This window comes from Brachybacterium tyrofermentans (assembly GCF_014897585.1).
GTDB lineage: Bacteria > Actinomycetota > Actinomycetes > Actinomycetales > Dermabacteraceae > Brachybacterium > Brachybacterium tyrofermentans.
Map to the genome: position 1 here is coordinate 1 of NZ_JABUXW010000040.1, position 25,406 is coordinate 25,406.

Consider the following 25,406-nt stretch of genomic DNA (forward strand, 5'->3'; position numbering starts at 1 on the left):
CTCCTGCTCCTGCTCCTGCTCCTGCTCCTGCTCCTGCTCCTGCTCCTGCTCCTGCGAACCATCCAGTCGGCTCGCTCTGAGCGCCAGCCGACTCGCTCTGACTGCGAAGGAGCCGTCCACCTGAGCGCCTCTGCACCCACCGGCACCGACCGGCACGAGTCCTGCACATTTTGCTGATGCGCACCAGGTCACACCTTTATTGTGACCCTGGCAATGAGTGCCCTCCGAGGGCGTGACCGGGCGTCGGCGCGGTGATAGATATGGGGGTATCGAACCGGCTGCGGCACCTGCGATCCAGGGCGCGGTCCTCTCCCCCTCCGAACCACAGGAGCCCCCACCATGGCTATCTTCCGCACCCTCACCGCCGCGCTCCGCCGCCGCTCCGATTCCCGCGTCGCGCAGGACATCGTCGAGTCCGGCGCCGCCCGCCACGGCAACTCCGCGAGCACCCCGACCGTCACGACCCCCCTCAGCACCCAGGGCGTGCGTCCCTACGGCTTCGGCTACTGAGCCGTCCCCACTGCATCACGAAGCCCCTGCGGAGATGATCCGCAGGGGCTTCGTCGTTCCCAGACCCGGTGTCAGCGCTCGGAGCCAGCGTCGGCGCTCGGAGCCGGCGACCAGCGTCAGCGCCCGGCGGCCTCGACGATCGCCGTGACCTGCTCTGGCCCGAAGTCGTAGACCGGGATCTCCGCATCGTCCAGGTCGTCCCCGAGGTTGGGGAACACCGACGTCACCACGCGGGGCGCGCCCTGGCCGATCTCGATGAGGCTCGCACCGGACTGGGCTCGAGACTGCTCGCGGTCCCCTGACGTCACGGGGTCGACCACATTGGTGATGCCCGGGACCACGTGCACCGGGATCCCGGCGATGGCGCCGGTCATCTCGTGGTGGTAGTGCCCGGACAGCACGATCCGCACGTCGGTCCCCTCGAGGACGCCCGCGAGCTCGTCGAGCCCGTCGAGATCCAGCCCGCGCAGCAGCTTGGTCGCCCCGACCAGCGGCGGATGATGGATCGCGAGCACCGTTCCGCCCGTGGCTGGTTCTCCTGCGGCCGCATCCCTCTCACCGGGCGCGCCCTGGGCCGGCCCCGCGAGCACCTCGCCGAGCCAGGTCAGCTGCTCGGGCTCGAGATGCCCGTAGCCCGCTCCGGGGACGCTGGAGTCGAGCACCACGATGCGGCCGCCGCCGGGCACCGCGACCACCCTGTCCTGCACGGAGGTGCCCCGATCGCCGAGCGCGATGGTCTCCCCATAGGTCGCGGAGACGTCGTGGTTGCCCATCACCACGGCGAGGGTCGCGTCCTTCGCGGCGGCGAAGGGCTCGAGGATCTCGTGGAGCAGGCTGTAGCTCTCCGCGGTGCCGTCCTCGGAGACGTCGCCGGTGTGGACGATCGCATCGAGGCCCGTGACCGCGTCGAAGCGCTCGAGCAGCCCGCGCAGCGCCGCCGTGGTGTCGATGCGGTCGTAGTGACGGGCGGCTGGATCGCCATAGAGGTGGGTGTCGCTGAGGTGGAGGATGCGCATGCGTTCACCGTAGCCATCGCAGGTGACGGGAGGGTGTCCAGCACCCGATCACCCGAGTGCGCCCACCCATTCGTCCTCGCCGTCCTCGAAGTGCTGGTGCTTCCAGATCGGCAGACGCTGCTTGACGGTGTCCACGAGATCGTCGCAGGCCACGAAGGCCTGCTTGCGGTGCGGGGCCGCGACGGCGCACGCCAGGGCGCTGTCCCCGATCTCCAGCGGTCCGTAGCGGTGCGCGACGGCGACCAGCGTGTCCGGGTAGCGCTCGGCGATCTCACGCGCCACCTCGGCCATCACGTCGGCCGCGCCGGGGTGCGCGGTGTATTCCAGGCGCTCGACGCCGCGGCCGCCGTCGTGGTCGCGCACCACGCCGTCGAAGGTGACGACGGCGCCGCAGCGGGGGTCTTCCACCGCCTCGATCAGGGCGGCCACGGAGACCGCGTCCTCACCCACGGAGGCGACCAGGACGCGCTCCTGAGCCGGCCCCATCTCGGGGTCCCCAGGGATCCGCAGCTCCTCGAGCGGCCCCCCGAAGGGCGTCGCGCCGCGGCTGGCATCGACGGTCGGTGCGGAGGCAGACCCCGCAGCAGCCCGCTCATCCTGCTGATGCCCGGGCCCAGCCTGCTCCTGCTCCGGATGCCCTCCCCCGTCGCGCTGGTCCAGGAGGTGGTCGAGGATCGGATCGAGCACGGCGATCCCGTCCTTCACCCCGCCGCGCGAGCCGGGCAGGTTCACCACGAAGCTGTCCCCGGCCATCCCGGCCAGACCGCGGCTGAGCAGGGAGGTGGCGGTCTTCTCGGCGCCCCGTCGACGTACGGCCTCGAGCACGCCGGGCATCTCCCGGGTCAGCACCGGGGCGGTCTGCTCGGGGGTGACGTCGGTGGGGCTGACGCCGGTGCCGCCGGAGGTGATGACGATGTCGATCCCTGCGTCGATCGCCTCGCGCAGCGCCGCGCCCACGTCGGGCCCGTCGGCGACCACGCGCTTCTCGACCTGGTCGAGACCCCGCCCGCGCAGCCAGTCCACGAGCAGCGGACCGGTGCGGTCCTCGTAAGTGCCGTCGGCCGCGCGCGTGGAGGCGATGAGCACCCGCGCGGTGCCGCGCAGTGCGAGCGGGGCCGACGGGTCCTCGCTGACCTGGCAGTCGGAATCGTCGCGTCGGGCCGGGATCGTCCTCATGATGTCGGCTCCTGTGCTGTGGGCTCGTGTGCTGTGGGCTCGTGCGCTGTCGGTTCCTGTGCTGTCAGCTCTCGTGTCGTCCGCTTCTGGTCTGCGGTTTCCCTTTCCGATGCGATGCGCGCCGTCCCGGCGATCTCGCTCTCGCGGGTCCAGTCCCCGCTCTTGCCGCCGGACTTCGCGAGCACCTGCACGCCGTCGATCACGGCCAGGTGATCCACGGCCTTGATCATGTCGAACAGGGTCAGCGCCGCGACGGTGACCGCGGTGAGCGCCTCCATCTCGACGCCGGTGACGCCCTGGGTGCGCACGCGCGCCGTGATCTCCACCCGGTCCCCCTGCGGTGCGAGGTCGAGCTCGACCCCGCTCAGCGGCAGCGGATGGCACATCGGCACGAGATCGCTGGTGCGCTTGGCGCCCATGATCCCGGCGATGCGGGCGGTCGCGAGAGCCTCCCCCTTGGGCAGGTCTCCGCGGGCGATGCGGTCGACGACATCCGCGCGGGTGCGCAGCACGCCGCGGGCAGTCGCCTCGCGGGAGGTGACGGATTTGTCGGTCACGTCGACCATGTGGGCGGAGCCGTCGGCCCGCACATGGGACAGGCCGACGGGGATGCTTGCAGCGTCGCTCATGACTCTCCTCCAGGGATCAGCAGGGTCTCCAGGGTGTCGCCGTCGCGCACGACGTCGATCCCGGCGGGGACGATCACGAGCGCATCGGCGGCGGCGAAGCTCCCGATCAGATGGGAGGACGCGCCGCCGATCAGGCGCACCCGTCCCGAGGGCAGCAGCCGCGCCCGCCGGTACTGCTCGAGGGCGGGCGGCGAGGAATCCTCCGCCTCGAGCTGCACCGGCAGCCGCAGCCGTGTGCGGGGCGGCGCCCCGAGCGCGGGACGGGCGATGAGCTCGCAGCTGATCAGCGCGGAGACGGGGTTGCCGGGGAAGGCGAGCCAGGGCACCCGACGGCCGGGCAGGTCGAGGGTGCCGATGCCCTGCGGTCCGCCCGGCTGCAGCGCGACCTTCGGGAAGGCCATCGTCACGCCGGTGCCGGCGGCGGCGTGGCGCACCACCTCGAAGGCCCCGGCGCTCACTCCCCCGCTGGTCACCACGAGGTCCGCGTCGTGCTCTGCGACGAGTTCCCGCAGCTGGTCCACCAGTGCGGCGGCGTCGTCGGGCACGGTGGCGCGGGCGACCACGTCGGCCCCGGCCGCGCGGAGGGCGGCGGCCAGGCCGGGACCGTTCGCATCGAACACCCCGCCGTCGACGGGGGCGGCGTCCGGTCCGGCGACCTCGCTGCCGGTGGACAGCACGATCACCCGCAGCCGCGCCTCGACCTCCACATCGCCGAGCCCGCAGGCGGCGAGATGGGCGATCCGCGCGGGGGTCAGCACCTGCCCGGCGCGCAGCACGGTGTCCCCGCGCAGGGTGTCCGATCCGCGCCGGCGCACGAAGCGCCCGGGCTCGTCCGAGAGGGGCGTCAGCGTCACGGCCCGCTCAGCGAACTCTGACTGGGCAGCACCCGAGTCCGCGACGAGGGCCGAGGCGAAGCGGCCCTCGGCGCTCTCCTCCACCGGGATCACGAGGTCGGCGCCGTCCGGGATCGGCGCGCCGGTCATGATCGGTCGGGCGCTGCCCGGGGCGAGGGTCCCAGGGGCGTCCCCCGCGGCGATCGTGGGGCCCAGCGGCAGGGTCAGCGCCTGAGCTCCCGCGGCGGGGCCGGAGTCCTCCGTGCCGAGGGCCGCACGGAGATCGGCGCTCGCGAGGGCGTATCCGTCCATCTGGGAGTTGTCGACGCCGGGGACGTCGACCCGCGCCCGGTCATCGCCGCGGGCCACCCGGCCCACGGCCCCACCGTCCAGGGGCACCACGTCGCCGTGGCGCACGTCGGCGAGCAGCGCGATCGCGTCGGCCACGTGATCGGTCAGGGGGATGCGCTCGGCACCGGCCATCGTGTGAGGTCTCCCGTCGGGCGAGGTACGGGCCGACGACGTCCGCGGCCCCGTCCAGGATAGGCGCGTCGGGCGACCAGGCCGGAAGGACCGCCGCCGACGGGGCACTCACCGAACAGACCCGCGCCGAACAGACCCTCGGGCCGACGTCCCGGCCCCTTCCCGGGGAAGACGCCTATCCTGGGACGGGCGGGAGCATTCCTGCTGCATCGCGGCGGCCGCTCCCCGGCTCCGCCGGACCATCGCGAGAGGAGGCGGCACCATGGCATCACGACGCATCGGCCTGGGCATCCCCAAGCTGCGCACCACGGACGAGACCACCACCGCGCTCCCGGACACCTCGGACCGCCCCGCGACCCCGGCCCTCGCCGACCGCTTCGGCCGCGAGGCCACAGATCTGCGCTTCTCCCTCACCGACTTCTGCAACCTGCGCTGCACCTACTGCATGCCCGCTTCCGGCCTCACGTTCCTGAACAAGGAGCAGATGCTCAGCGTCGACGAGGTGGTGCGCCTGGTACGGATCGGTGTGGAGCGCCTGGGCATCGAGCAGGTGCGCTTCACCGGCGGCGAGCCGCTGACCCGACCGGACCTCGAGGAGATCATCGCCGGAGTCGCCGCGCTCCCCCAGCGTCCGGACATCTCGCTGACCACCAACGCGATCGGCCTCGACCACCGCGCCGCGCGACTGCGCGATGCCGGCCTGGACCGCATCAACGTATCCCTGGACTCCGTGGTCTCCGAGACCTTCGAGCGCCTCAGCCGCCGCCCCCTGCTGCACCGCGTGCTGGCCGGGGTCGAGGGCGCCCGCGAGGCGGGCCTGGACCCGATCAAGGTCAATGCGGTGCTGCTGCCCGGCGTCAACGACCACGAGCTCCCGGATCTCCTGGACTGGTGCCTGACCCGTGAGCTGCAGCTGCGCGTCATCGAGCAGATGCCCCTGGATGCGGACCACATCTGGGACCGCGGCACGATGATCTCCGCGTCCGACGTCCACTCGATGCTCGCCGACCGCTACACGCTCACGCCGGTCGCCGAGGACCGCAACGGCGCCCCCGCCGAGCTGTTCGAGGTCGAGGACCGCATCTCCGGCCTCCATCGCGGCCGGGTCGGGATCATCGCCTCGGTGACGCGGCCGTTCTGCGCGGACTGCCGCCGCACCCGGCTCACGGCCGAGGGCCGCGTGCGCACCTGCCTGTTCTCCCGCGAGGAGACCGACCTGCGGGGCGCCCTGCGCTCCGGGGCCGACGACGAGCACATCGCGCAGATCTGGCGCGCCGCCCAGTGGGGCAAGAAGGCCGGCCACGGCATGGACCGCGACGACTTCGTCCAGCCCGACCGCCCCATGAGCGCGATCGGCGGCTGAGACAGGAGAGCCATGACCCACGACGACTCCACCCCCGCCCCCACCCTCACCGTGCGCCTGTTCGCCGGCGCCGCCGCTGAATACGGGGCCGACGCCGCGACCGTGCAGGGCGGGTCCGTGCGCGAGGCGCTCGCGGATCTCCTGCGCAGCGCCGCCCCCGACGCCGCCCGCGTGATCGACCGCTCCAGCATCCTCGTCAACGCCGTGGCCTGCACCGACCGCGATCAGGAGCTGCACGACGGAGACCGGCTCGACGTGCTGCCGCCCTTCGCCGGCGGCTGATCACGGAAACCCCTGAGCCAAGATCAATCCTCTGCTCTCACGACCTCCACCACGGCACCGGACTCGCCCACCACGGCGGCGAACCCACCTCGCAGCGACCTCACCCGGATACCGCGCTCGGCGAGCGATCGCTGGGCGCTGCCCGAACGGGAACCAGCGGCGCAGTAGAGCACAGCACCCCCGAGCGATGCATCGGCTCCGGCCAGCAGCGCACCCATCGGCAGTCGCTCGGCGCCGCGCACCATGCCGTCCGCCAGCTCCGCGGGCTCCCGGATGTCGATCACCCGCACCCCGGACGCCAGCAGGCCGGGCAGATCCGCAACGGCGACCTCGTCGGTCGCCGGGCCCGTCGGCCCCGGGAGCCCGCAGGTGAGCATCACATCTTCGATCTCCGTGACCGGGGCCCGCCGCGGATCGCGCGCGATCGGGATCTCGTCCCAGCGGGCGCGCAGCGCGTCGTAGAGGGCGAGGCGGCCGAAGAGCACGTCGCCCATGCCGGCGAGCACCTTCACGGCCTCCATCGCCATGCTCGAGCCGATCACCCCGCACAGCATGCCGAGCACGCCTGCCTCGGAGCAGCTGGGCACCTCCCCGGGCCGCGGCGGCACGGGGTGCACGTCGCGGTAGGTCACACCGCGCCCACCGGCTCCCCAGAACACGCTGACCTGCCCGGAGAAGGCAAGGATCGACCCCCACACCAGCGGCAGGTCGAGGATCTCGCAGGCATCGGAGGCGAGATAGCGGGTGGGGAAGTTGTCGGTGCCGTCGAGCACCAGGTCGTGCCCGGCGAGCTGCTCGAGCGCCGTGGCCGGGGTGACCACGCCGACCACCGGCGTCACCGCGACCTCGGGATTCTGGGCGTGCAGATGCTCCGCGGCGGCGACCGCCTTGGAGCGGCCGACGTCCGCCGTGGTGAACAGGACCTGGCGGTGCAGGTTCGTGACGTCGACCGTGTCCGGGTCGAACACGGTGATCCGGCCGACGCCGGCTGCGGCCAGGTAGGACAGCACCGGGGCGCCGAGGCCTCCGGCGCCGATCACGGCGACCTTCGCCGCCGCGAGCCGGCGCTGGCCCAGCTCGCCCAGCTGCGGCAGACGCATCTGGCGCGTGTACCGCTCCTCGGCCGCTGTCGAGACGAGCCGAGCCGCCTCGATCATGCGATCGCGGATCTGGGGAGGCCCGGAGGCCTTGTGCTCATGACGCGTCATGCCGACAAGTCTCCCCCACAGCCACCCCGAGTGGGAGAGCGACGGGACGCGGCCCATCGCCACGAAGCACCGCGACACCAGGCACCAGGCACCAGGCACCAGGCACCAGGCACCAGGCACCAGGCACACAGGAGGCCCCGAGCGTCTCCGCTCGGGGCCTCCTGGTCAGGGTCGGGTCAGCCTTCCAGCTTGGCCGAGCCCTTCACGTAGCCGATCTTCGTCCAGTCCGGGCGCTGGAAGCCCCATGCACCGAAGTTCGCGAGGTCGTCGTTCTGCACGAAGAAGTCGTAGGACTGCCACAGCGGGATGGTTCCAGCGAGCTCCCACAGCTTCGCGTCGATCGCATTGATCTGCTCGAGGCGCTTCGCAGGATCGGTCTCGACAGCGGCCTGGTCGATGAGCTTGTCCGTCTCCTCATCCCCGACCTTGCCGAAGTTCTGCTCGCCCTTCGACTTCCAGATGGAGTCACCCGAGGAGAGGAACGGGTTGCCGACCCAGCCGAAGAGGGTCAGGTCGAACTCGCCGGGGATGACGTACTTGGCGAAGAGGTCTGTCGGCGGAACCTTCTGCACCTTCATCGTGATGCCCACGGCGGCGAGCTGCTCCTGGACGACCGGGACCACGGCCTCGTTCGTCTTCGAGCCGTCGTTGTAGACGTAGGTGATCTCGATCGGCTTGCCGTCCTTGGTGGCCTTGTCGCCCTCCATGGTGTAGCCGGCATCCTCGAGCAGCTTCTTGGCGGCTTCGGGATCGTAGGAGCCCAGATCGCCCGAGTTGTCCTGGTACCCCTCCTGGTTGGTCATCAGGAGGTGGTTGTTCAGCGACTCAGTGTCCTTCGGGTACGGCATGGTCGCGTTGACCGAGAGGAAGACCTCTTCGCGGTCGATGGCGCGGAACATCGCCTGGCGCACGGCCTGGTCAGCGAGCGGCCGCCCCTCGGCACCGTTCAGGGTGATGTGGGTCCAGTTGGGGCCTGCGGCCTTCCGCAGGGTGGCGCCGTCGCCGATCATCGGCTCGACGACCGAGTAGGTGGCCGGGACGGTGGTCTCGATGACGTCGAGCTGACCGTTCTGGAAACTGGTCGCCGTCGCTGCCGGATCCTCGATGGTGGTGAACAGGACCTGCTGCAGCAGAGCCTTGTCGCCGCCCCAATTCTCGTCCGGCTCGAGAAGCACCGTCTTGTTGCCGGCATCGATCTTGCCGATCTTGAAGGGACCGGCAGTGACCTTGGGCTCGTCCAGCCATCCCGTGTTGAAGGCATCCGCGGATTCCGCGAGGGAATCCGGCATGACAGCCGCGAGGCCGATCCAGTCGGCGTACTTCTCCTTGAAGGTGATGACGGCGACGAGGTCGCTGTCACCCTGCTCGATCTTCTCGACCTTGTTGTACCCCTCGGACGAGGCGATGCCGTAGTCCTCCTTGGACCCGTCCATGGTCTTGAAGACGTTCTCGATCGACTTGTAGTCGATCGGGGCTCCATCCGACCACGTCAATCCCTCGTTGAGCTCGATCTCCATGACCTGCGGATCCTCGGAGGACAGTTCGAGACGCTTGGCGTAGAGGGGATTCGGCATCACTTCACCGGCGGCGTCCGACGTCCAGATCTCCAGCGGGAAGATCGCGCGCAGCATGTCGGAGGTGTTCGCCTCGTTGCCATCGCTGTGGAACGGGTTCCAGTTCGCCGGGAACGCGTTGTTCGCGAGACGCAGCACGCCACCCTCGCCGAGCTCGTCACGCTCCTTGGCGTTGATGTCGTTCGCATCCGCGGCGATCTGCTCGCCGCCGCCCCCGTCGCTCCCGCCGGAGCCGCCCCCACCGGTGCCCGGGTCCTTGCTGCATGCAGCCAGAGCCGTCATCGAGACGGTCAGAGCCGTCGCCCCCAGCATCGAACGCCTCGTCAAACGCATGTGATTCTCCTTCAGCCGCGGGCTCCGAGATCTTCGTGCCCGCTCGATGGTCGTGACCGGCAAGCGATCTCTGACAGTGACCACCGTGGTCGCGTCCTCGCCTGCGGTGCGTTCAGTCTAGGCACCGGAGGGTTCTCCGAGAGAGGTTCATCAATGCCCTGTTACCGGTTCGCAACACAACGATTCACGACCGGTGCCACGGCTTTTCCTCAGTACGCGCACGAAAGCATCGACGCCTCTCGACGCCGATGCCTCCACACACACTCCCTGCAGGTCAGGAAGTTTTCTCCTGTCCCACCTCCGTGTTGTCCGCTCGCTCGAAACGGGACCGATCGATGATGTTGCGTCGGCGTTGACGCGCGATCTCCGGATCCGGGATCGGCACCGCGGCAAGGAGTTCTCTGCTGTATTCATGCTGAGGGTCGGAAAAGACGTCCTCCGTGTCCCCCAGCTCGACGATCTTCCCCTTCTGCATCACCGCGATGCGGTCCGAGATGTGGCGCACCACGGAGAGGTCGTGCGAGACGAACAGGAAGCTCACGCCGAGCCGGGCCCGCAGATCCGCGAGCATTGCCAGCACGCCGGCCTGGACCGTCACGTCGAGGGCGGAGGTCGGTTCGTCGAGCACGATCAGCTTCGGATCGCAGGCCAGGGCACGGGCCACACCGACCCTCTGGCGCTGACCGCCGGAGAACTCCGTGGGGAAGCGTGCCGCGTGCTCGGGCAGCAGCCCGACCATCTTCAGCAGCCAGTCCACCCGCTCGTCCATGCGCTCCTTGCTGTAGCCCTGGACGCGCATCGGCTCCTTGATGATGTCAGCGATCGGCATCCGGGGGTCGAGCGAGGCCATCGGGTCCTGGAACACCATGGTGATGTCCGAGCGCAGAGCCGCCCGATCCTTGCGGGTCAGGGCTCCGGTCTCCGTGCCTCCGATGCGGATCACGCCCTCCTGCGGGGTGCGCAGCTGCATGATCTCCATCAGCGTGGTGGTCTTGCCGCAGCCGGACTCCCCCACCAGCGCGAGGCACTCTCCTTCGCGGATGTCGAAGGAGATCCCGTCGACCGCCCGCTGCTCGCCGACCTTCCGGCGCACGATCGCGCCCTTGGTGATCGGGTACACCTTGGCCAGGTCCTCGACCTCGAGCACGGCGGGGCGCTCCTCGCGGGGGATCACCGGTGCGTCGGCGTCCACGGCGTCGGCGATCTTGCGCATCGCCGTGCCCGCCACGCTCTTGGATCCCTCGGCATCGGCGATGTCCACCCGAGGCACGGCGGCCAGCAGATTGCGCGTGTACTCCTCCTGCGGTCGGTAGAAGATGTCGTCGACACCGCCCGTCTCGACCATCCGGGAGTCCTTCATGACCAGGACCCGATCGGCGAAACCGGCCACGACACCCATGTCGTGGGTGATCAGCACGGTGGCCGCGCCGATCATCTCCTGGGCCGACTTCAGCAGGTCCATGACCTGGGCCTGGATCGTCACGTCGAGGGCCGTGGTCGGCTCATCGGCGATGATCAGCTCGGGCTCGTTCGCGATCGCCATGGCGATCATCGCGCGCTGGCGCATGCCGCCGGAGTATTCGTGCGGGTACTGGTTGGATCGCCGTGCGGGCTCCGGGATGCCGACGGCGTCGAGCAGCTCGACCGCCCGCTTCTCGGCCTGCTTGACCGAGACCTCAGGATGGTGGATCCGCACGACCTCCGCGATCTGCTGGCCCACCCGGTAGACGGGGGTGAGGGCGGACAGCGGGTCCTGGAAGACCATGGAGACGGAGTTGCCACGCAGCGCCGAGAGCTGGCGGTCGTTCAAGGTGAAGACCTTCTGCCCGAGCATCTCGATCTCACCGGTGATGGTGGCGGTGCGCGGCAGCAGCCCCATCACCGCGAGGGAGCTCACGGACTTGCCGGAGCCGGATTCCCCGACGATGGCGAGGGCCTCTCCCTTGTACACCTCGTAGGAGAGGTTCTGGACGGCGCGGACGGTGCCGTACTCGGACGGGAACGTGACGCTCAGGTCCCTGACGGACAGGATCGGTTCAGACATTCGATTTCCCCTCAGAGCCGGCTGGAGCCGCTGGTCGGGTCGAGGGCGTCACGCAGCGCCTCGCCCATCAGGTTGACGGAGATGACCAGGGCGGCGAGGACTGCCGCCGGAGGCACCCAGGTGTACGGCGCGGAGATGTTGTAGCCCTGCAGCACGGTGCCGAGCGACACCTGCGGGTACTGGATGCCGAAGCCGATGAAGGACAGCCCGGTCTCGCCCAGGATCGCGGCGCTGACCCCGAGAGTGGTGTCGATGATGATCCAGCTCGCGATGTTGGGGATGATGTGGCGCGTCATCGTGATGATCGGGTTGACGCCCATGAAGCGGGCGGCCTCCACGTACTCGGTGCGCACCAGCTGCTGGGTCATGGCACGCAGAACACGGGCCGTGAGCATCCAGGCGAAGCCCGCCAGCAGCGGGATCATCCACAGCCATGATGCTCGCTGGAGCGCCGGGCTGAACAGCATGAGCAGCAGGATCGACGGGATCACCAGGAAGAGGTTGATCAAGTTGACCAGTGCGCCGTCACCGAACGCTCCCCACTTCCCCTTGTGGCTGATGTAGCCCGCGACGATCCCGACCACGAGGGCGAGGAACGACGTGAGCACCGCAGTGCCGATGCCGATCACGAGCGAGATCCGCAGGCCCTGCATGGTGCGGGCAAAGATGTCGAGGCCGTTCTCGTTCACCCCGAACCAGTGGTACGCGCTCGGACCGGTGAGCGCATTGCGCAGATCGCGCTCGAACGGTCCGTACTGGTAGATCATCGGGCCGACGATCGCCATGACGACGAGCAGGGCGAAGACGATCATGCCGACCCAGGCGCTCTTGCTGCGCAGGAACCGCCGACGCAGGAGCTCGCCGCGGCCAAGGGACTCCCGTGCCGGAGCGCTGTCCTCGGGCAGCTCCGCGTCGCGGAGCTGCGGATCGTCCACGGCGGAGCCGAGGACCGGGTTCGCGTCGGGCTCGGTGGTCTCGCGCAGCTTCGCCGCGTCACCGGTCCCGCGGATGTCGTTGGGGTTCGTCATCGTCTCACCGGATCCTCGGGTCGAGCGCACCCTGCAGGAAGTCTGCGAAGGTCGCGGAGAGCAAGGTCAGGATGGCGCTGTACAGGACCACGCCGGCGGTCCCGTTGACATCGGCCATCTGGATCGCGGAGATCGCGAAACGCCCGATGCCCTGCCAGTTGAACATCAGCTCCACGAACAGGGAGCCGGAGAAGGCGCCGCCGACGGCGAAGGCGAAGTACTGCCCCATGGGGATCAGCGCCATCCGCAGGCCGTGGCGGTTCATCGCGCGACCCCGGGTCAGGCCCTTGGCTCGGGCGGTGCGCAGGTAGTCGCTGCCCAGCACGTCGAGCGTGGTGACCTTCATGTACCGCGAGTAGGACGCCGCCGCGGTGAGCGCGAGCACGATCGTCGGCATGATCAGGGCCTTGACCTGGTACGTGAACGATTCCCACGAACCTGGTTCGAGCAGGGGGTTGATCGGGTTGATGGCCGGCAGCCCCCACCCGGTCGTATCCATCACCCCCTGGTTGATCTGCTGCACGATCAGGATGATCACCGGGGTGGGCAGCGACAGCACGAAGAAGGCCAGCAGCGTGGAGGCACGGTCACCGAGGGAGTCGCGACGCACAGCGGCGATCATGCCCAGGAGGATGCCGAGGCTGGTTCCGATCACGGTGCCGAGAACCACCAGGCGCAGGCTGATCGGGATGCGGGTGCCCAGCTCGTCGATGACCGGGGTCATCGACTTGTTGGTTCCGGTGGTGACACCGAGGTCACCGCGGACCAGGCCGCCGAGCCAGGTGGCGTACCGCTCGAAGAGCGGGGTGTCCGGGTTGACGTTGCGCACGTCGAGGTACATCTGTGCGGTCGCCGGAGGCAACGGCTCCGTCGCGATCGGCGGGTAGAGCACTTCCTCGGGATGCATCAGAGAAGCGGCCAGCAGGTACGCGAAGCTCGTGGCGACGAACGCCAGGATCGCGTAGGTGAGCACTCTCAGGGAGACGAACCTAATCACGCTGTCTCCTCAACACATGTTCAGCCATTCCCCTGCTGTCCTCTCGTATTGCTCGTACTTCTCGTACTTCCGGGCACGCCATGAGAACCCTGCTTCCCAGCTGCTCCCTCGTCCCGGGCCTTTCGTACTGGACTTTTCGTACTAGGCCTTTCGCACCGGGCGGTCATCGTCACCGGCCACATCGGCGTGGAGCGGCGCACGTGCTTGCCCTTGGTCGTGGTGTGCTCCAGGTCTCCCCGCTCACACGTGGACACTTTAACGCCTCCTCGTCCACTGTTCTGTCACGAACTGACCGCCCGGTACCTGCCAGGCACACGGCTATGCTCGAATCGTGACCTTTCTGCACCTTCTCGTGCTCGCCCTCGGCGTCGCGGCGGCCGTCATCGCCGCCGATCTGCTCGGCCATCGCGACATCGGCCCCTGGCCGGTGGGCCTCGTGGCGCTGCTGATGTTCCCCGTCGCCGGATGGTTCTACAGCCCCTGGCTCGCGGCCCTCGCGCTCGGGCTCGGGCTCGGCGCCTCGGCCGTGATCACCGTGTCCTGGGCGCGGTCCGTCATCCAGCGTCGGCACGCACGCCGCACTCAGGCACGCGACCGCGACCGGGCGCGCACCCGTCAGCTGGAGAAGCACCCCCTCCGAAAGCTCTGACCCGTCGGGGCTGACTCCTCCGTACCCGGGCCGGTTCTCAGTGCCCCATGCTCAACGCTCAGTGCCCAACGCTCGGTGCTCGGTGCTCAGCGCGGTGCCGGCACCCTGTTCGCACCCCGAACGCGCTCACAGCGGGACCACGAGCACGGTGGCCGCCTCGACGCCGTCGTCGGACACCGGCCCGTCGGCGACAGCCCCGCCGGAGTCAGCCCCCTCGGAGACCGGCCGGTCGGGCCCGCCATCCAGCACGATGGCGTCGGCCCGTCCGTAGGGCGTGAGCCGTCGGCCCGGCAGCAGATCCACGACCTCCCGCCCCTCCGCGTCCCGACGCAGACGGCCCGGCATCGCGTGCACGTGATCGGGCCGCCGCCATCTGCTCGTCGCGGCGCTCGAGTGCGACGCCGGGCCATTCACGGCTCCGTCCCTCGGAGTCGCCTCGCCCCGGAGCACCCGTCGCATCTCCGCCCCGGCTCCCGCCAGCAGGGGACGCACGAACAGGTGGTAGCCCACCAGAGCGCCGACGGGCGTACCGGGCAGGTGGACCACCGGAGTGCCGTCGGGAAGATGCCCGTACCCCTGAGGACCGCCCGGGCGCAGGGCGATGTGCTCGAAGCGAGAGCTGCCGGTGCCCCTCTCGCCGAGCAGGGTCTTGACCACGTCGAAGGCGCCATGACCGATGCCGCCCGTGGTCAGCACCAGATCGTGATGCTCGGCCGCTTCCTCGAGCGTGCTCCGCAGCTGCTCATGGGCGTCGCCGCTGTGGAACGCGCGGGCCTCGGCGCCGTCGGTGTGGAGGGCGGCGCCCAGCATCGCGCCGTTGGATTCGCGCACCAGCCCGACCTCGGGTTCGGGGGCTGGCGCCCCCTCCATTCCGTCGGCTGATGCGCTGATCGCTCCGCGGCGGGGGGAATCGCCCATGAGCTCGTCCCCGGTGACGACGATCGCGACGCGCAGCGGGCGTCGGATCGGCAGGTCGCGCAGGCCCAGCGCCCGCACCAGGCCCACCAGCCCGGCGCCGACGCGGTCCCCGGCCAGGGCCAGCTCCTCCCCGCACGCGACCTCCTCGCCCGGCCGACGGATGTGCCGCTGCCGCGGCGGGACGGCGTCGAGCCGCAAGGACACCGTGCGCGGCGTCGGCCCGAAGGGATCGGTGTCCGTGGCCTCGACCTCGACCACGGCGTCAGCACCCTCCGGCACGGGGGCGCCGGTCATGATGCGGGCCGCGGTCCCCGGCCTGAGGGCGGCGAGAGCCCCGGGACGCGCGGCGATCTCGGTGCTGACCGGAAGGGTGCACGGGCCGGGCGTCAGATCTGCACGGCGCACGGCGAAGCCGTCCATCGCCGCGAGCGGCACCGCCGGGAGGTCCTCCGGGCTGCGAAGGCTCACGGCCAGCACCGAGCCCACGGCCTCGTGCACCGGAGTGTCGACGACGGTGGGCGGCAGGTGGATCTCCTGGAGCAGGAGATCACGCCACTGCCACAGGTCCATGCGCGGGGCGGTCATGATCCTCCTCGGTGCGTCTCTGCGGCGGACTGCCGGCGGGCGGCGCTGTCCGTGCTCGTCGACCATGATCCCCCATCCACATCGCAGGGTGCACCCTGCCATCGGCCAGCCCGGGGGTGCAGAATGGGGGCATGCGCGAGATCCGTTTCGACCGCTTCGGCGGCCCCGAGGTCCTGACCCTCCACTCCGATGCCGCTCCCCCGGAGCCGCAGCCCGATGAGGTGCTGGTCCGAGTCTCCTATGTGGGCCTGAACCCCCTGGACTACAAGGTGCGCGACGGCTCCTCGGGGATGTCCCGGGACCTGCAGCTGCCCGCCGGCACCGGCCGCGAGATGGCCGGCACCGTGGTCAGCGCCGGCAGCGACCTCGACGATGCCGAGCTCGGCTCCCGCGGCCTCATGCCCGGCACCCGCGTGTTCGGCATGCGTGCCCCCGGTGACCCCCGCGGCGTGGCCGCCGAGCTCATCGCGATCGGGGCCGACGATCTCGCCCCCATCCCCGACGAGATCGACGACGAGGACCTCCCCCGCTGGGCGGGCCTGGCCCTGGTGGGCCTGACCGCGATCGCCACCATCGAGGACACCGCTCGTATCGAACCGGGCCAGACGGTCCTCGTGCACGGCGGCAGCGGCGGCGTGGGGCAGCTCCTGATCCCGATGGCGCTCGAGGCCGGCGCCTCGCAGGTGTGGGCCACCGGCCGCGCGGCCAACGCCGAGCGGATCCGCGAGCTGGGCGCCGTCCCGGTCCCGTACGACACCGGCGACTGGGAGGCGGAGATGCGCCGGGCGACCGAGGGCCGCGGGGTGGACGTCGTCCTGGACACCCACTACCACTCGACCTTCCTGCCCAGTCTCGACCACATCGCCGAGAACGGCCTGCTGGTCACGCTGCCCACCCTGGCGGACCTCACCCCCGCGCACGAGCGCGGCGTCGACGCGAAGGTGCCCCGCATCAAGCCCGGGCGCGACCGTCTGGACCGCCTGGTGCAGGGGATCCGGGCGGGCCGCTACCCGCTGGAGGTCTCCCGGGTGCTGCCGCTGGACCAGATCGCCAAGGCCCACAGCCTGCTCGAGGACGGCCACACCCGCGGCAAGCTCGTGCTCGACGCCCGCGCCTGATCGCTCAGGCTGATCGGCTCGACGCCCGCACCTGATCCGTGGGCCTCGTCGGGGTGCCCGGCACCCCGATCCGCACTCGACAGGGCCGCCCCACGGACCCGTGATGCCCGACACATGTCCACCGGGTAGCCTGGCCCGCATGGCTTCCCCCTCCCCCGACGGCTCCGAGGCCGGCGTGCGCGCCCTCGAGCCCGTCCTGCAGAGCAGCGGGTGGGCACTGCTGAACTCCCTTCCCCCGTATCGCGAGAAGGACGCCCTGCGACAGGGCGCCCAGCTTCGCGACGCCGGCCACCCCGCCGAGCTGGTCTCCGCCGTGATGACCCAGTCCCGCCTGCGCGCCAAGGCGGTCGACAAGTTCGGCGAGTTCGCCTCCTCCATGGTCTTCACCCCGCATGGCCTCGAGCAGGCCACCCGGCTCCCGATCGCGGCGATGCACGCCGAACGCTTCCAGCGCGCCGGGGTGCGCTCGGTCGCCGACCTGGGGTGCGGCATCGGCGGCGACGCCATGGCCCTGGCCGGGCTGGGTCTCGAGGTGCACGCCGTGGACCGCGATCCCCTCGCGGTCGCCGTCGCCACCATGAACCTGCGATCCTTCCCCGCCGCCACGGTGCGCCTGGGGCAGGCCGAAGGGCACGATCCGACCGACACCGAGGGCATCTGGCTGGACCCGGCCCGCCGCGCCCCGACCCGCAGCGGGACCCGCCGGCTCCACGACCCCGAGGAGTACGAGCCACCGCTGTCCGCCGTGCTCGAGCTCGCCCGTCGGCTCGGCACCGACGGCGGCGTGGGCCCGCTCGGGGCGAAGCTCGGCCCCGGCATCGACCGGTCGGCGCTCCCACGGGACATCGAGACCCAGTGGCTCTCCTACCACGGGCAGGTCCTCGAGGCCACGGCCTGGTTCGGGCCCCTCGCCCGCGAGGGTGTGAGCTCCTCGGCCGTGCTCATCGACCGCACCGGCGCGCACCGGCTGGACCGCGCAGCGGGCTCCGCCGGCGGCACGGGCTCCGACGGCGGCGTCGATGCCGACCCCCTCCCCGGCCCGCTCGGCGCCCATGTCTACGAGCCGGACGGCGCCGTGATCCGCGCGGGCCTCATCGGCCGCCTCGCCCGGGAGCTCGAGGCTCATACCCTGGACGAGACCATCGCCTATCTGACCGGCGATGCGCGGGTGGACACCCCCTTCGCCCGCGGATACGCCGTGCGCGATGTGATGCCCTTCGGCCTCAAGCGACTCGGCGCCTACCTGCGCGAGCACCACCTCGGCGTGCTCGAGATCAAGAAGCGCGGCACCGCGGTGGAGCCCGAGGAGCTGCGGCGCAAGCTGCGCCCGCGCCGCTTCGGCGACGAGTCCGCGACGCTGATCCTCACCCGGATCGCCGGGGAGCAGTCGATCATCGTCGCGTCCCCCCACGGCAGCCCCGCTCCCGGCGCACCCACGACCGGGGAGGCGCCCTGAGCACCGACGACTCCCCCGGGACGGACGCCACCGCACCGGACTCCACCGCAATGGCCCGCACCCATCGCCGCCTCGTGGCCACCCTGCTGCTGGTCCTGGCGCTGGCCGGACTCGCGCTGGTCACCCTCGGCGCCGCCGCGGACCGCGGCCCCGGCATCACCTCCAACGGCTCGGGCCAGTGGGAGTTCTCGCCACGCACCCAGGAGCCCCAGGAGGTGCCGGACATCGAGATGCCGACCGGTCTCCAGCAGCCCGTGCAGCCCGACTCCGGCCAGTCCGGCGGCGGGCCGCTGGTGCTTCTGCTCGTGATCGGCACGGTCCTCCTGGCCGTGGCCATCTGGGTGCTGTACCGGATGCGGAAGCTGGCCCGTCCCGCCCCGGAGCTGGCGGAGGCCACCGCGGACGAGGAGCTCACGCCCGCCCAGGCACGCGCCGCCCTGGACGACGCCCGCGCCAGCCTCTCCACGGTGGTCGACGCGCACGATGCGGTGATCGCGGCCTGGCTCGCCCTGGAGCACGCGATCGCCGAGGCCGGGATCCGGCGCCTGCCCTCCCGCACCACCCTCGAGTTCGTCGTCGAGGTGCTCGGCACCCTGGAGCTGGATCGGCCCTCCCTGGACCGCCTCGCACACCTCTACCGTCGGGCGCTGTTCGACCCCGAGCCGCTCTGCGAAGCCGACCGCGACGAGGCCATCGGTCTGCTGGACCGGTTGACCGCCGACGTCGAGACCCCGGCCGACGGGCAGGTCCGATGACCCGCCCGCGCCCGCAGCTCCCCCAGAGCCCGATGACCCGGCTGCTGGTGCGCCTCGCGATCGGGGTCCTCATCGCGCTCGCGATCGTCGGCCTGCTGTCGCTGCTGGGCATGCGGATCCCGCTGCCGCTGCCGGTCGCCGTGGGGCTGGCGATCGGCGCGATCTGGTGGATGGCCCAGAGCGGGGCGACCCGCGATGATCCCCTGCACGCGCCCGAGCTGGACCTCGACGCCGATTACGCGCTGCCCCATGCCCGGGACATGCGCGTGCGGCGCCTCGAGGACCTGATCCACGGCGCCCAGCCCAACCGTCGGATGACCGCCCGCGGCCTCGCGCGCACGCTCGGCGACATCGCCGACGAGCGAGCGCAGGACCCCGCCGCCCCGCCTCTGAGCGAGAAGCTCACCCGGCTCATCGCCGACTCCCGCCACACCGACGCGGAGAGCCATCCCGTCGGCCCGATCGACCGACGTGCCCTGCACCGCTATCTCCGAGAACTCGCCACCGGCGAGGAGAGGGACCGATGAACCAGCCCACCCCCATGCCACCTGCCGAGGCCACCGCCGCCACCGCCGCTGCGAAGGTCGTGCTCGACGCCGTCGAGGGCGCCGTGATCGGCAAACGCGAATCCCTCGAGCTGGTGCTGACCGGGATCCTCGCCGGCGGCCATGTGCTGCTCGAGGACCTGCCCGGCCTCGGCAAGACCCTCGCGGCGCGATCCTTCGCCCAGGCGCTCGGGCTGCCCTTCAAGCGCGCCCAGTTCACGCCCGACCTGCTGCCTGCGGACCTCACCGGCGCCGAGGTGTTCGACCAGCGCACGGGCGAGTTCGTGTTCCGCCCCGGCCCGGTGTTCACCGGGCTGCTGCTGGCCGACGAGATCAACCGCACGCCTCCCAAGACGCAGTCGGCACTGCTCGAGGCGATGCAGGAGCGTCAGGTGTCCGTGGAGGGCACCACCAGGCCGCTCCCGCAGCCGTTCCACGTGCTCGCCACCGCCAACCCCGTCGAGCACGAGGGCACGTATCCCCTGCCCGAGGCCCAGCTGGACCGATTCCTGCTGCGGCTGTCCTTCGGATATCCGACGGCCGCGCAGGAGTGGGAGGTCGTCTCCCGGCGCATCGACCGGCGCCGCGAGGAGCAGGCCGTTCCCGAGGTGCTCGACGCACAGGGGCTGCTCGCCGTGCAGTCCGCCGTGGAGGACGTGCACGTCGAGGAGTCGGTGGGCCACTATGCGGTCGAGCTGGTCGCCGCGACGCGCCGCCACCAGCACGCGCTGGTCGGCGCCTCACCCCGCGGCACCCTCGCCCTGATCACCTGCGCCCGCGCGCTCGCGCTGATCCGGGGGCGCACCTATGTGGTCCCGGAGGACATCAAGGCCCTCGCGCATCCCGCCCTCGATCACCGCGTGACCGTGAAGCCCGAGCTGTGGCTGCAGAACGCGACCGGCGCCGGCGTGGTCGAGTCCGTGCTCGACCAGGTCCCGGTCCCCGCCGCCGTCGACGCCGCCGCGATGGCGACCTCGGGCGCCTCGGCGTGACCTCCATGCCTCCGTCGGCCCCGGGAGCCCGGAGGCGCCCGACGGCCGCTCTCCTGCGCGCGGCCATCGTCGGCTGCGCCGCGATGGCCCTCGCCGTGCTGGTCGGGAAGCCCGCGCTGATCCTGGCCGGACTCCCGCTGCTGGTCTGGGCCCTGGTCGCGCTCGCTCTGCGGCTCGTGGCGCCCCCCGAGCAGGAGTCGGCGCCCCCTCGGATCCAGGCGAGCCGACGCACCCTCGAGGAGGGCGGCTCCGCGATCATCTCGCTGGCCACCGCGCCGGGGGTGCTCACGGCGGCGACCTTCCCGATGCGGCCCCAGACGGATTTCGCCCCGCGGTACGGCTCCACCGCCGGCGACGGACATCTGCAGCTGCGCCTCAGCGCCCAGCGCTGGGGCCGGGTCCGCGTCGGCCCCGTGCACGTGCTGGTCACCGACCAGCTCGGGGCCTTCCGCGACCAGCTGGAGCTCTCCGCCCCGGACGTGCAGGTCGTGCCGTCGGCGACAGTGCTCGATGCCCCGGTCGAGGTGCCCACGCCGATCGGCGTCAGCGGAGTGCATCTGTCACGACGGCGCGGGGATGGCACCGCGCTCTCCGAGGTGCGCACGTTCCGCACCGGCGACCGGCTGCACCGGATCAACTGGCGGGTTTCCCAGCGCACCGGTCAGCTCCACACCAATGCCACCTTCACCGAGCAGGACACCGAGGTCCTCATCGTCACGGACACGATCGCGGATGTCGCTCCCGCTCCGTGGGCGGACGGCGAGGATCCGACCAGCCTGGACATGACCATCCGCGCGACCTCCGCCGTGGCGCGGCACTATCTGACCGCCGGCGATCGCGTCTCCGTCTTCGACATCGGTCACCTGATCGGTCCGGTCCCCGCCGGCACCGGCCCGCGGCAGCTGCGCGTGCTGACCGACGCCCTCGCCCGCGCAGGCCGGGACGACGACCAGCTCCGCCCCGCCCGACGCCTGCGGGCCGTGCGAGCCGGCACCCTCACGGTGGTCTGCTCGCCGCTGCTCCGCACGGAGGTGATCACGCAGATCGGCGAGCTCGTGGCGTATGGGGCCGACGTGATCGTCGTGGACACCCTGCCCCCGAGCATCGGTGACGTCTCCGTGCTGAACGGGAAGCCGCTGCGCGCCGACGGCGTCTCCCCGGACCGGTTCTGGCCCGAGGCCTGGGCGATGAGGCGGCTGCTGCGCGAGACCACCATCCGTGAGCTGCGGGAGGCCGGAGTCCCGGTGACCGCCTGGGAGGGCCCGTCGTCGCTCGCCCCCGTGCTGCTGTCGCTCTCTGCGGCGCGCACCGCCCCGCGGATGAGGAGGTCCTGATGCGGCTGGGAGCGTTCATCGATCCGATCGCCGAGTTCCTGCTGGGACTGCGGAGGGTCAGCGCCACGCACTGGCTGCTCCGCCTGGTGGGCATCGCCGCGATGCTCCTCGCCCTGGTCGGGACCCTCCCGAGCGGGCTGTTCGTGCACATCGGCACCGGCATCATCACGCTCGCCGTGACGGGATCCCTGCTGGTGCAGGCTCTGCGCCCGGACAGCGACGTCGGCCTGCTGGCTCCCGCGGCGATCATCCTCGCGCTCGCCGGGCAGGGTGATCTGTCGCTGCTGCGGGCAGCCGGAGTGGGGCTCGCCCTGCTGCTGTCGCACGTCGCCTTTGCCCTGGCCGCGATGCTCCCCGCGCACGGGGTGTTCGAACGGTCGGCCTGGATCCTGGGCGGCCGCGGACTGCTGCTGGTGCTCGCGGTCAGCGTCCTCGCGGGACTCCTCGTCGTCGCCCTGTCCGGGGTGCACGTCGGATCATGGATGCTCGTGATCGGCATCCTCGGCGCGATCGGCCTGTTCGTGACGGTGATGCCGCGCTCGACGTGAGCGCGGCATCAGCCCCGTACGAGAGTCACCGGCAGGGCCGACGGGTCACCGGCCCCACTCGGGACGCGGGGTGTCCGGGCCCTCGTACGGTCTGTCCCCCACCTGGTCCTGAAGCGCCGCCAGTCTGCTCTCGAGCTCGGCACGGATCCCGGCGTGCGACGGGTCGTCGACGATGTTGGTGAGCTCGGCGGGGTCCGCGACCAGGTCGTACATCTCCCACTCGGCCTCGCGGATCGCGTCGGACGCCCCGGGCGCCCCCATTCCGTCCCCGTAGTAGTGGATCAGCTTGTGGGTGGCGGTGCGGATGCCGTAGTGCGCCGGGGCATCGTGCGAGGGGTCCTCGTGCTCCCAGTAGCGGTAGTACATCGCATCAGGCCAGGTGGCGCGCGTCGTGTCGTCCGCCGTGCCGTCCAGCAGCGGGAGGAGGCTGCGTCCCTGCTGATCGGGAAGGGTCTCCTCGGGGTCGATGCCGCAGGCGTCGAGCAGGGTGGCGGCGAGGTCGACATTGGTGGCGAGCTCATCGATCACCGTTCCGGCGGGGATCGTGGCGGGCCAGCGCACCATCATCGGCATCTGCAGGGACTGGTCGAACATCAGCCTCTTGTCGAACCAGCCGTGGTCACCGAGGAAGAAGCCCTGGTCCGACGTGTAGACGACGATCGTGTTCTCCGCCAAGCCGTGCGATTCCAGCTCGGCGAGCACCCGCCCGGTGGAGTCGTCGATGGCTTGGATGGTCTGGAGGTAGTCGCGCATGTAGATCTGGTAGTTGCGGCGGGTGCGGGCCTCGCGGTTCTCCGCGCCCTGGAGCTCCGGGGGCAGGGGCTGCTTGAGGTCGTTCTCGGTGAGGTCGTCGGCGATGCTCATGCGGACCTCGCGGACCGCGCGGCTCATGGTCGCGTGATCGTCGAAGAGGGTGTCCGGCTCCGGGATCGTCTCCAGGGGATAGAGGTCCGCGTGGCGGGGGTGCGGGATCCAGTTGCGGTGCGGAGCCTTGTGGTGCAGGAGCAGGCAGAACGGCGACTCCGGGTCCTCGGCCTGCGTGCGGTCCAGCCAGTCCAGGGCCAGATCGGTGACGGTGTCGGTGGCATAGCCGGGGACCACGGCATCGACCCGCTCGCCGTCGGCGTCGATGCCGTACATGACCGGATCGTTGTACTCCCCCTGGCCGCGGTAGATCCGCCACTCGTCGAAGCCCTGGGGGTCGTTGCGCTCCTCGTGGCCCAGATGCCACTTGCCGAACAGCGAGGTGCGATATCCGCAGTCGTGGAGCACCTGGGGGAAGGTGCGCACCCGGTAGTCGAAACCGGAGTAGATCGTCGCGGCGCCGTTGATGTGCGAGTAGGTGCCCGAGAGGATCGTCGCCCGACTGGGTGTGCAGATGGAGTTCGTGCAGTACAGCGAGTCGAGACGGGCTCCCTGCGCTGCGATCCGATCAAGGTTCGGCGTGCTGTTGACCCGGCCGGAGTAGGCGCTGATCGCGTGCGCGGCGTGGTCGTCGGTGAGGATGAAGACGATGTTCGGGCGGGTGCCGCCCGGGGACCCGGCGTCGCCGCCCTCCGCAGTGCGATGGGGTACGGGCGTGCTCTGCGGTGTCGTCTTCGGCTCCATCTCTCTATTCTGCCAGGCGAGAGCATCGCGGCTAGGCAGCGTGCACGTCGTGGGACACGGACTAGGACTTCGCTGCAACAGCGCCCTGACCGGGTGCGTCTGGGTCGGGCAGAGCACGTCAGGGGTCAGGCCGGACGATCAGCTCGCGCGTGCGGCCGCGTCGCCCGGGGTCCCGTCACCCATGATCCGGTTGCCCGTGATCTCGTCGCGCACGGGCTTCTTGCCAGCACTCTCGTTGCCCGTTGCGTCGCCGCCGGAGATGTCCTCCACCGTGCCGTCGTCACCGGTGGTGCCAGCGCTGCGCACCGCGCCGTCTTCTGCAGAGGCGTCCGCCGCAGAACAGACCGCAGCTGTGTCGTCTTCGGACGGGTCATGCGCAGTGGTGCCGTCGGCTCCGACTCCGTCCGGCCCCCTTCCGTTCGCCGCGGGTCCGTTCGTCCCGAGCCCGGTCGCCACGAGCTCCGGATCCACCAGGGCTGGCGCGGTCGAGCTGTACCGATGGCCGGCAGGGGTGACGATGATCAGGCGTGCCGGCTTCCCCTCCTCGGCGGGCTCGATGCTGGTCTCCCAGCCCGGGATCTCCCGGACCAGGTTGAAGCGCTGGCAGTACCCGATGCCGTTGTCGATGGTGGTCCCTCCGCCCTCGGAGTATCTGGTCGAGTGATCGAGATCATGGATGGCGGCATCGCACCAGGGCGTGCGGCATCTCTGGTCCCGCAGCAGGATGAATCGACGTACAGCGCCACGGAACAGACGCCGACGAGGATCCGCTGCGGTCAGCTCGCCGGTGCGCGGGTCGGTGTACAGACGTCGGATCCAGCGTTTCGCGTCCTCGAGCACGCGTCGCTCCGGTGGCGATGAGGCGCTATCTCGCTCCGGTGGCGAGGAGGCGAAATCGACGTGCGGTTCGCTGAACGGCGGGCTTTGTGGCCCCTTCGGCGGTTCTGCGGCGGCTTCGAGAATCGCCTGGTGCTGTGGTGACACATCCTCTGGCGACTCATCGGAGGGTGTCTGCGACGAGTGCTCGGTAACAGGAGCACCAGGAGCACCAGGAGCACCAGGACGATCCGATGCCCTGAAGGGTTCCTCTGCTGGCGCAGAGGCGACTCCGAGCGCAATATCGCGTGCCGCGCGACCGGGGATCGGGAATCCCTCCATCCACGCAGACTTGTTCTCCGCACCGAGCAACGTCGTATCTGTCATGAGCAGAGTGACCTCGACAGGAATAGCATCGACGCTCGTCGCCCCTGTGACCCGCTCGACGAGCGTATCCGCCATAATCTGCCCTTTTCCGCGAGCATCCCCCGAGCTCTTCGCCGATTTCGATTCGCGGGTCAGCGCCTTGAAACAGGCGACCCCATCCTTAGCCTCGATGTTTCATCGGGGTTGTGAGCGGGGGCGACCGGCGTCGTTGCCGGTGTT

The 25,406-nt window shown here is 70.8% G+C and carries 22 protein-coding genes and 1 pseudogene; 11 read left to right on the forward strand and 12 right to left on the reverse strand.

Translation table 11 applies throughout. The features are described 5' to 3' along the window. Window positions 1–339: 339 nt before the first annotated feature. Window positions 340–510, forward strand: coding sequence for a hypothetical protein (locus INT49_RS19215; RefSeq protein ID WP_193119361.1), 171 nt, complete (start codon window positions 340–342; stop codon window positions 508–510). Window positions 511–626: 116 nt separating this feature from the next. Here the strand turns inward: INT49_RS19215 and INT49_RS19220 are convergent, their stop codons facing one another. From INT49_RS19220 to INT49_RS19235, 4 genes and pseudogenes are all read right to left on the reverse strand, one after another. After that, a complete protein-coding gene (locus INT49_RS19220) occupies window positions 627–1,526 on the reverse strand; it encodes a metallophosphoesterase family protein (protein ID WP_193119362.1) in 900 nt (299 codons plus the stop codon). A 48-nt stretch (window positions 1,527–1,574) separates the two neighbouring features. Next, window positions 1,575–2,702, reverse strand: coding sequence for a molybdenum cofactor biosynthesis protein MoaE (locus INT49_RS19225; protein WP_226851020.1), 1,128 nt, complete (start codon window positions 2,700–2,702; stop codon window positions 1,575–1,577). A gap of 143 nt (window positions 2,703–2,845) precedes the next feature. Then, window positions 2,846–3,331, reverse strand: a pseudogene (gene moaC, locus INT49_RS19230) (cyclic pyranopterin monophosphate synthase MoaC); the annotation flags it as partial. Beyond that, window positions 3,328–4,647: a molybdopterin molybdotransferase MoeA gene (locus tag INT49_RS19235; protein WP_193119364.1), complete on the reverse strand. Its 1,320-nt coding sequence runs from the start codon at window positions 4,645–4,647 to the stop codon at window positions 3,328–3,330. The gene INT49_RS19235 and the pseudogene moaC, both read right to left, overlap by 4 nt. A 262-nt stretch (window positions 4,648–4,909) precedes the next feature. Here INT49_RS19235 and moaA point away from each other — a divergent pair, with 262 nt between their 5' ends. Continuing rightward, the gene (moaA, locus tag INT49_RS19240; RefSeq protein WP_193119365.1) at window positions 4,910–6,010 is read left to right on the forward strand and encodes a GTP 3',8-cyclase MoaA; all 1,101 of its coding nucleotides are present in this window, start codon (window positions 4,910–4,912) and stop codon (window positions 6,008–6,010) included. A gap of 12 nt (window positions 6,011–6,022) precedes the next feature. Beyond that, window positions 6,023–6,292, forward strand: coding sequence for a MoaD/ThiS family protein (locus INT49_RS19245; RefSeq protein ID WP_193119366.1), 270 nt, complete (start codon window positions 6,023–6,025; stop codon window positions 6,290–6,292). Window positions 6,293–6,315: 23 nt separating this feature from the next. On the opposite strand, the gene INT49_RS19250 is transcribed toward INT49_RS19245, so the two are convergent. The 5 genes from INT49_RS19250 to INT49_RS19270 all read right to left on the reverse strand — a co-directional run bounded on the left by INT49_RS19250 (window position 6,316) and on the right by INT49_RS19270 (window position 13,476). Further along, window positions 6,316–7,500 carry a ThiF family adenylyltransferase gene (locus tag INT49_RS19250; protein ID WP_193119367.1) on the reverse strand — a complete coding sequence of 395 codons (1,185 nt, stop codon included), beginning with the start codon at window positions 7,498–7,500 and terminating at the stop codon, window positions 6,316–6,318. A gap of 176 nt (window positions 7,501–7,676) precedes the next feature. After that, a complete protein-coding gene (locus INT49_RS19255; RefSeq protein WP_193119368.1) occupies window positions 7,677–9,407 on the reverse strand; it encodes an ABC transporter family substrate-binding protein in 1,731 nt (576 codons plus the stop codon). Window positions 9,408–9,681: 274 nt separating this feature from the next. Next, entirely contained in the window at window positions 9,682–11,451 is a 1,770-nt protein-coding gene (locus tag INT49_RS19260) for an ABC transporter ATP-binding protein (protein ID WP_193119369.1), read from the reverse strand. Window positions 11,452–11,462: 11 nt separating this feature from the next. Next, entirely contained in the window at window positions 11,463–12,479 is a 1,017-nt protein-coding gene (locus INT49_RS19265) for an ABC transporter permease (protein ID WP_193119370.1), read from the reverse strand. A gap of 4 nt (window positions 12,480–12,483) precedes the next feature. Continuing rightward, a complete protein-coding gene (locus INT49_RS19270) occupies window positions 12,484–13,476 on the reverse strand; it encodes an ABC transporter permease (RefSeq protein WP_193119371.1) in 993 nt (330 codons plus the stop codon). A 331-nt stretch (window positions 13,477–13,807) separates the two neighbouring features. Between INT49_RS19270 and INT49_RS19275 the strand changes: the two genes are divergently transcribed. Then, window positions 13,808–14,125 (forward strand): hypothetical protein, encoded by a 318-nt coding sequence (locus INT49_RS19275; RefSeq protein ID WP_193119372.1) that lies wholly within the window; start codon window positions 13,808–13,810, stop codon window positions 14,123–14,125. 126 nt (window positions 14,126–14,251) lie between these two features. On the opposite strand, the gene INT49_RS19280 is transcribed toward INT49_RS19275, so the two are convergent. Beyond that, window positions 14,252–15,628 (reverse strand): molybdopterin molybdotransferase MoeA, encoded by a 1,377-nt coding sequence (locus tag INT49_RS19280; RefSeq protein WP_193119373.1) that lies wholly within the window; start codon window positions 15,626–15,628, stop codon window positions 14,252–14,254. Between the two features lie 131 nt (window positions 15,629–15,759). Between INT49_RS19280 and INT49_RS19285 the strand changes: the two genes are divergently transcribed. The 7 genes from INT49_RS19285 to INT49_RS19315 all read left to right on the forward strand — a co-directional run bounded on the left by INT49_RS19285 (window position 15,760) and on the right by INT49_RS19315 (window position 22,376). Beyond that, window positions 15,760–16,746, forward strand: coding sequence for an NADP-dependent oxidoreductase (locus INT49_RS19285; RefSeq protein ID WP_193119374.1), 987 nt, complete (start codon window positions 15,760–15,762; stop codon window positions 16,744–16,746). A gap of 139 nt (window positions 16,747–16,885) precedes the next feature. Further along, window positions 16,886–18,202 carry a class I SAM-dependent methyltransferase gene (locus INT49_RS19290; RefSeq protein ID WP_193119375.1) on the forward strand — a complete coding sequence of 439 codons (1,317 nt, stop codon included), beginning with the start codon at window positions 16,886–16,888 and terminating at the stop codon, window positions 18,200–18,202. 50 nt (window positions 18,203–18,252) lie between these two features. Continuing rightward, window positions 18,253–18,957 (forward strand): DUF4129 domain-containing protein, encoded by a 705-nt coding sequence (locus INT49_RS19295; protein WP_193119376.1) that lies wholly within the window; start codon window positions 18,253–18,255, stop codon window positions 18,955–18,957. Then, window positions 18,954–19,484, forward strand: coding sequence for a hypothetical protein (locus INT49_RS19300; protein ID WP_226851022.1), 531 nt, complete (start codon window positions 18,954–18,956; stop codon window positions 19,482–19,484). Before INT49_RS19295 ends, INT49_RS19300 begins: the two co-directional genes overlap by 4 nt. After that, window positions 19,481–20,494 carry an AAA family ATPase gene (locus tag INT49_RS19305; RefSeq protein ID WP_193119377.1) on the forward strand — a complete coding sequence of 338 codons (1,014 nt, stop codon included), beginning with the start codon at window positions 19,481–19,483 and terminating at the stop codon, window positions 20,492–20,494. Before INT49_RS19300 ends, INT49_RS19305 begins: the two co-directional genes overlap by 4 nt. Before the next feature lie 5 nt (window positions 20,495–20,499). Then, the gene (locus INT49_RS19310) at window positions 20,500–21,828 is read left to right on the forward strand and encodes a DUF58 domain-containing protein (protein ID WP_193119383.1); all 1,329 of its coding nucleotides are present in this window, start codon (window positions 20,500–20,502) and stop codon (window positions 21,826–21,828) included. Then, window positions 21,828–22,376, forward strand: a complete 549-nt coding sequence (locus INT49_RS19315) for a hypothetical protein (RefSeq protein ID WP_193119378.1) — start codon at window positions 21,828–21,830, stop codon at window positions 22,374–22,376. Before INT49_RS19310 ends, INT49_RS19315 begins: the two co-directional genes overlap by 1 nt. A 45-nt stretch (window positions 22,377–22,421) precedes the next feature. Here the strand turns inward: INT49_RS19315 and INT49_RS19320 are convergent, their stop codons facing one another. After that, on the reverse strand, window positions 22,422–23,984 hold the full coding sequence (locus INT49_RS19320) for a sulfatase family protein (RefSeq protein ID WP_193119379.1): 1,563 nt from the start codon (window positions 23,982–23,984) through the stop codon (window positions 22,422–22,424). Window positions 23,985–24,122: 138 nt separating this feature from the next. Then, window positions 24,123–24,824, reverse strand: coding sequence for a hypothetical protein (locus tag INT49_RS19325; RefSeq protein WP_193119380.1), 702 nt, complete (start codon window positions 24,822–24,824; stop codon window positions 24,123–24,125). Window positions 24,825–25,406: the final 582 nt, after the last annotated feature.

Bases quoted from the DNA above. Each gene is read 5' to 3' on its own strand.
- INT49_RS19215 (WP_193119361.1), top strand. From the start codon at position 340: ATGGCTATCTTCCGCACCCTCACCGCCGCGCTCCGCCGCCGCTCCGAT.
- INT49_RS19220 (WP_193119362.1), bottom strand. From the start codon at position 1,526: ATGCGCATCCTCCACCTCAGCGACACCCACCTCTATGGCGATCCAGCC.
- INT49_RS19225 (WP_226851020.1), bottom strand. From the start codon at position 2,702: ATGAGGACGATCCCGGCCCGACGCGACGATTCCGACTGCCAGGTCAGC.
- INT49_RS19235 (WP_193119364.1), bottom strand. From the start codon at position 4,647: ATGGCCGGTGCCGAGCGCATCCCCCTGACCGATCACGTGGCCGACGCG.
- moaA (WP_193119365.1), top strand. From the start codon at position 4,910: ATGGCATCACGACGCATCGGCCTGGGCATCCCCAAGCTGCGCACCACG.
- INT49_RS19245 (WP_193119366.1), top strand. From the start codon at position 6,023: ATGACCCACGACGACTCCACCCCCGCCCCCACCCTCACCGTGCGCCTG.
- INT49_RS19250 (WP_193119367.1), bottom strand. From the start codon at position 7,500: ATGACGCGTCATGAGCACAAGGCCTCCGGGCCTCCCCAGATCCGCGAT.
- INT49_RS19255 (WP_193119368.1), bottom strand. From the start codon at position 9,407: ATGCGTTTGACGAGGCGTTCGATGCTGGGGGCGACGGCTCTGACCGTC.
- INT49_RS19260 (WP_193119369.1), bottom strand. From the start codon at position 11,451: ATGTCTGAACCGATCCTGTCCGTCAGGGACCTGAGCGTCACGTTCCCG.
- INT49_RS19265 (WP_193119370.1), bottom strand. From the start codon at position 12,479: ATGACGAACCCCAACGACATCCGCGGGACCGGTGACGCGGCGAAGCTG.
- INT49_RS19280 (WP_193119373.1), bottom strand. From the start codon at position 15,628: ATGACCGCCCCGCGCATGGACCTGTGGCAGTGGCGTGATCTCCTGCTC.
- INT49_RS19285 (WP_193119374.1), top strand. From the start codon at position 15,760: ATGCGCGAGATCCGTTTCGACCGCTTCGGCGGCCCCGAGGTCCTGACC.
- INT49_RS19290 (WP_193119375.1), top strand. From the start codon at position 16,886: ATGGCTTCCCCCTCCCCCGACGGCTCCGAGGCCGGCGTGCGCGCCCTC.
- INT49_RS19295 (WP_193119376.1), top strand. From the start codon at position 18,253: ATGGCCCGCACCCATCGCCGCCTCGTGGCCACCCTGCTGCTGGTCCTG.
- INT49_RS19300 (WP_226851022.1), top strand. From the start codon at position 18,954: ATGACCCGCCCGCGCCCGCAGCTCCCCCAGAGCCCGATGACCCGGCTG.
- INT49_RS19305 (WP_193119377.1), top strand. From the start codon at position 19,481: ATGAACCAGCCCACCCCCATGCCACCTGCCGAGGCCACCGCCGCCACC.
- INT49_RS19310 (WP_193119383.1), top strand. From the start codon at position 20,500: ATGCCTCCGTCGGCCCCGGGAGCCCGGAGGCGCCCGACGGCCGCTCTC.
- INT49_RS19315 (WP_193119378.1), top strand. From the start codon at position 21,828: ATGCGGCTGGGAGCGTTCATCGATCCGATCGCCGAGTTCCTGCTGGGA.
- INT49_RS19320 (WP_193119379.1), bottom strand. From the start codon at position 23,984: ATGGAGCCGAAGACGACACCGCAGAGCACGCCCGTACCCCATCGCACT.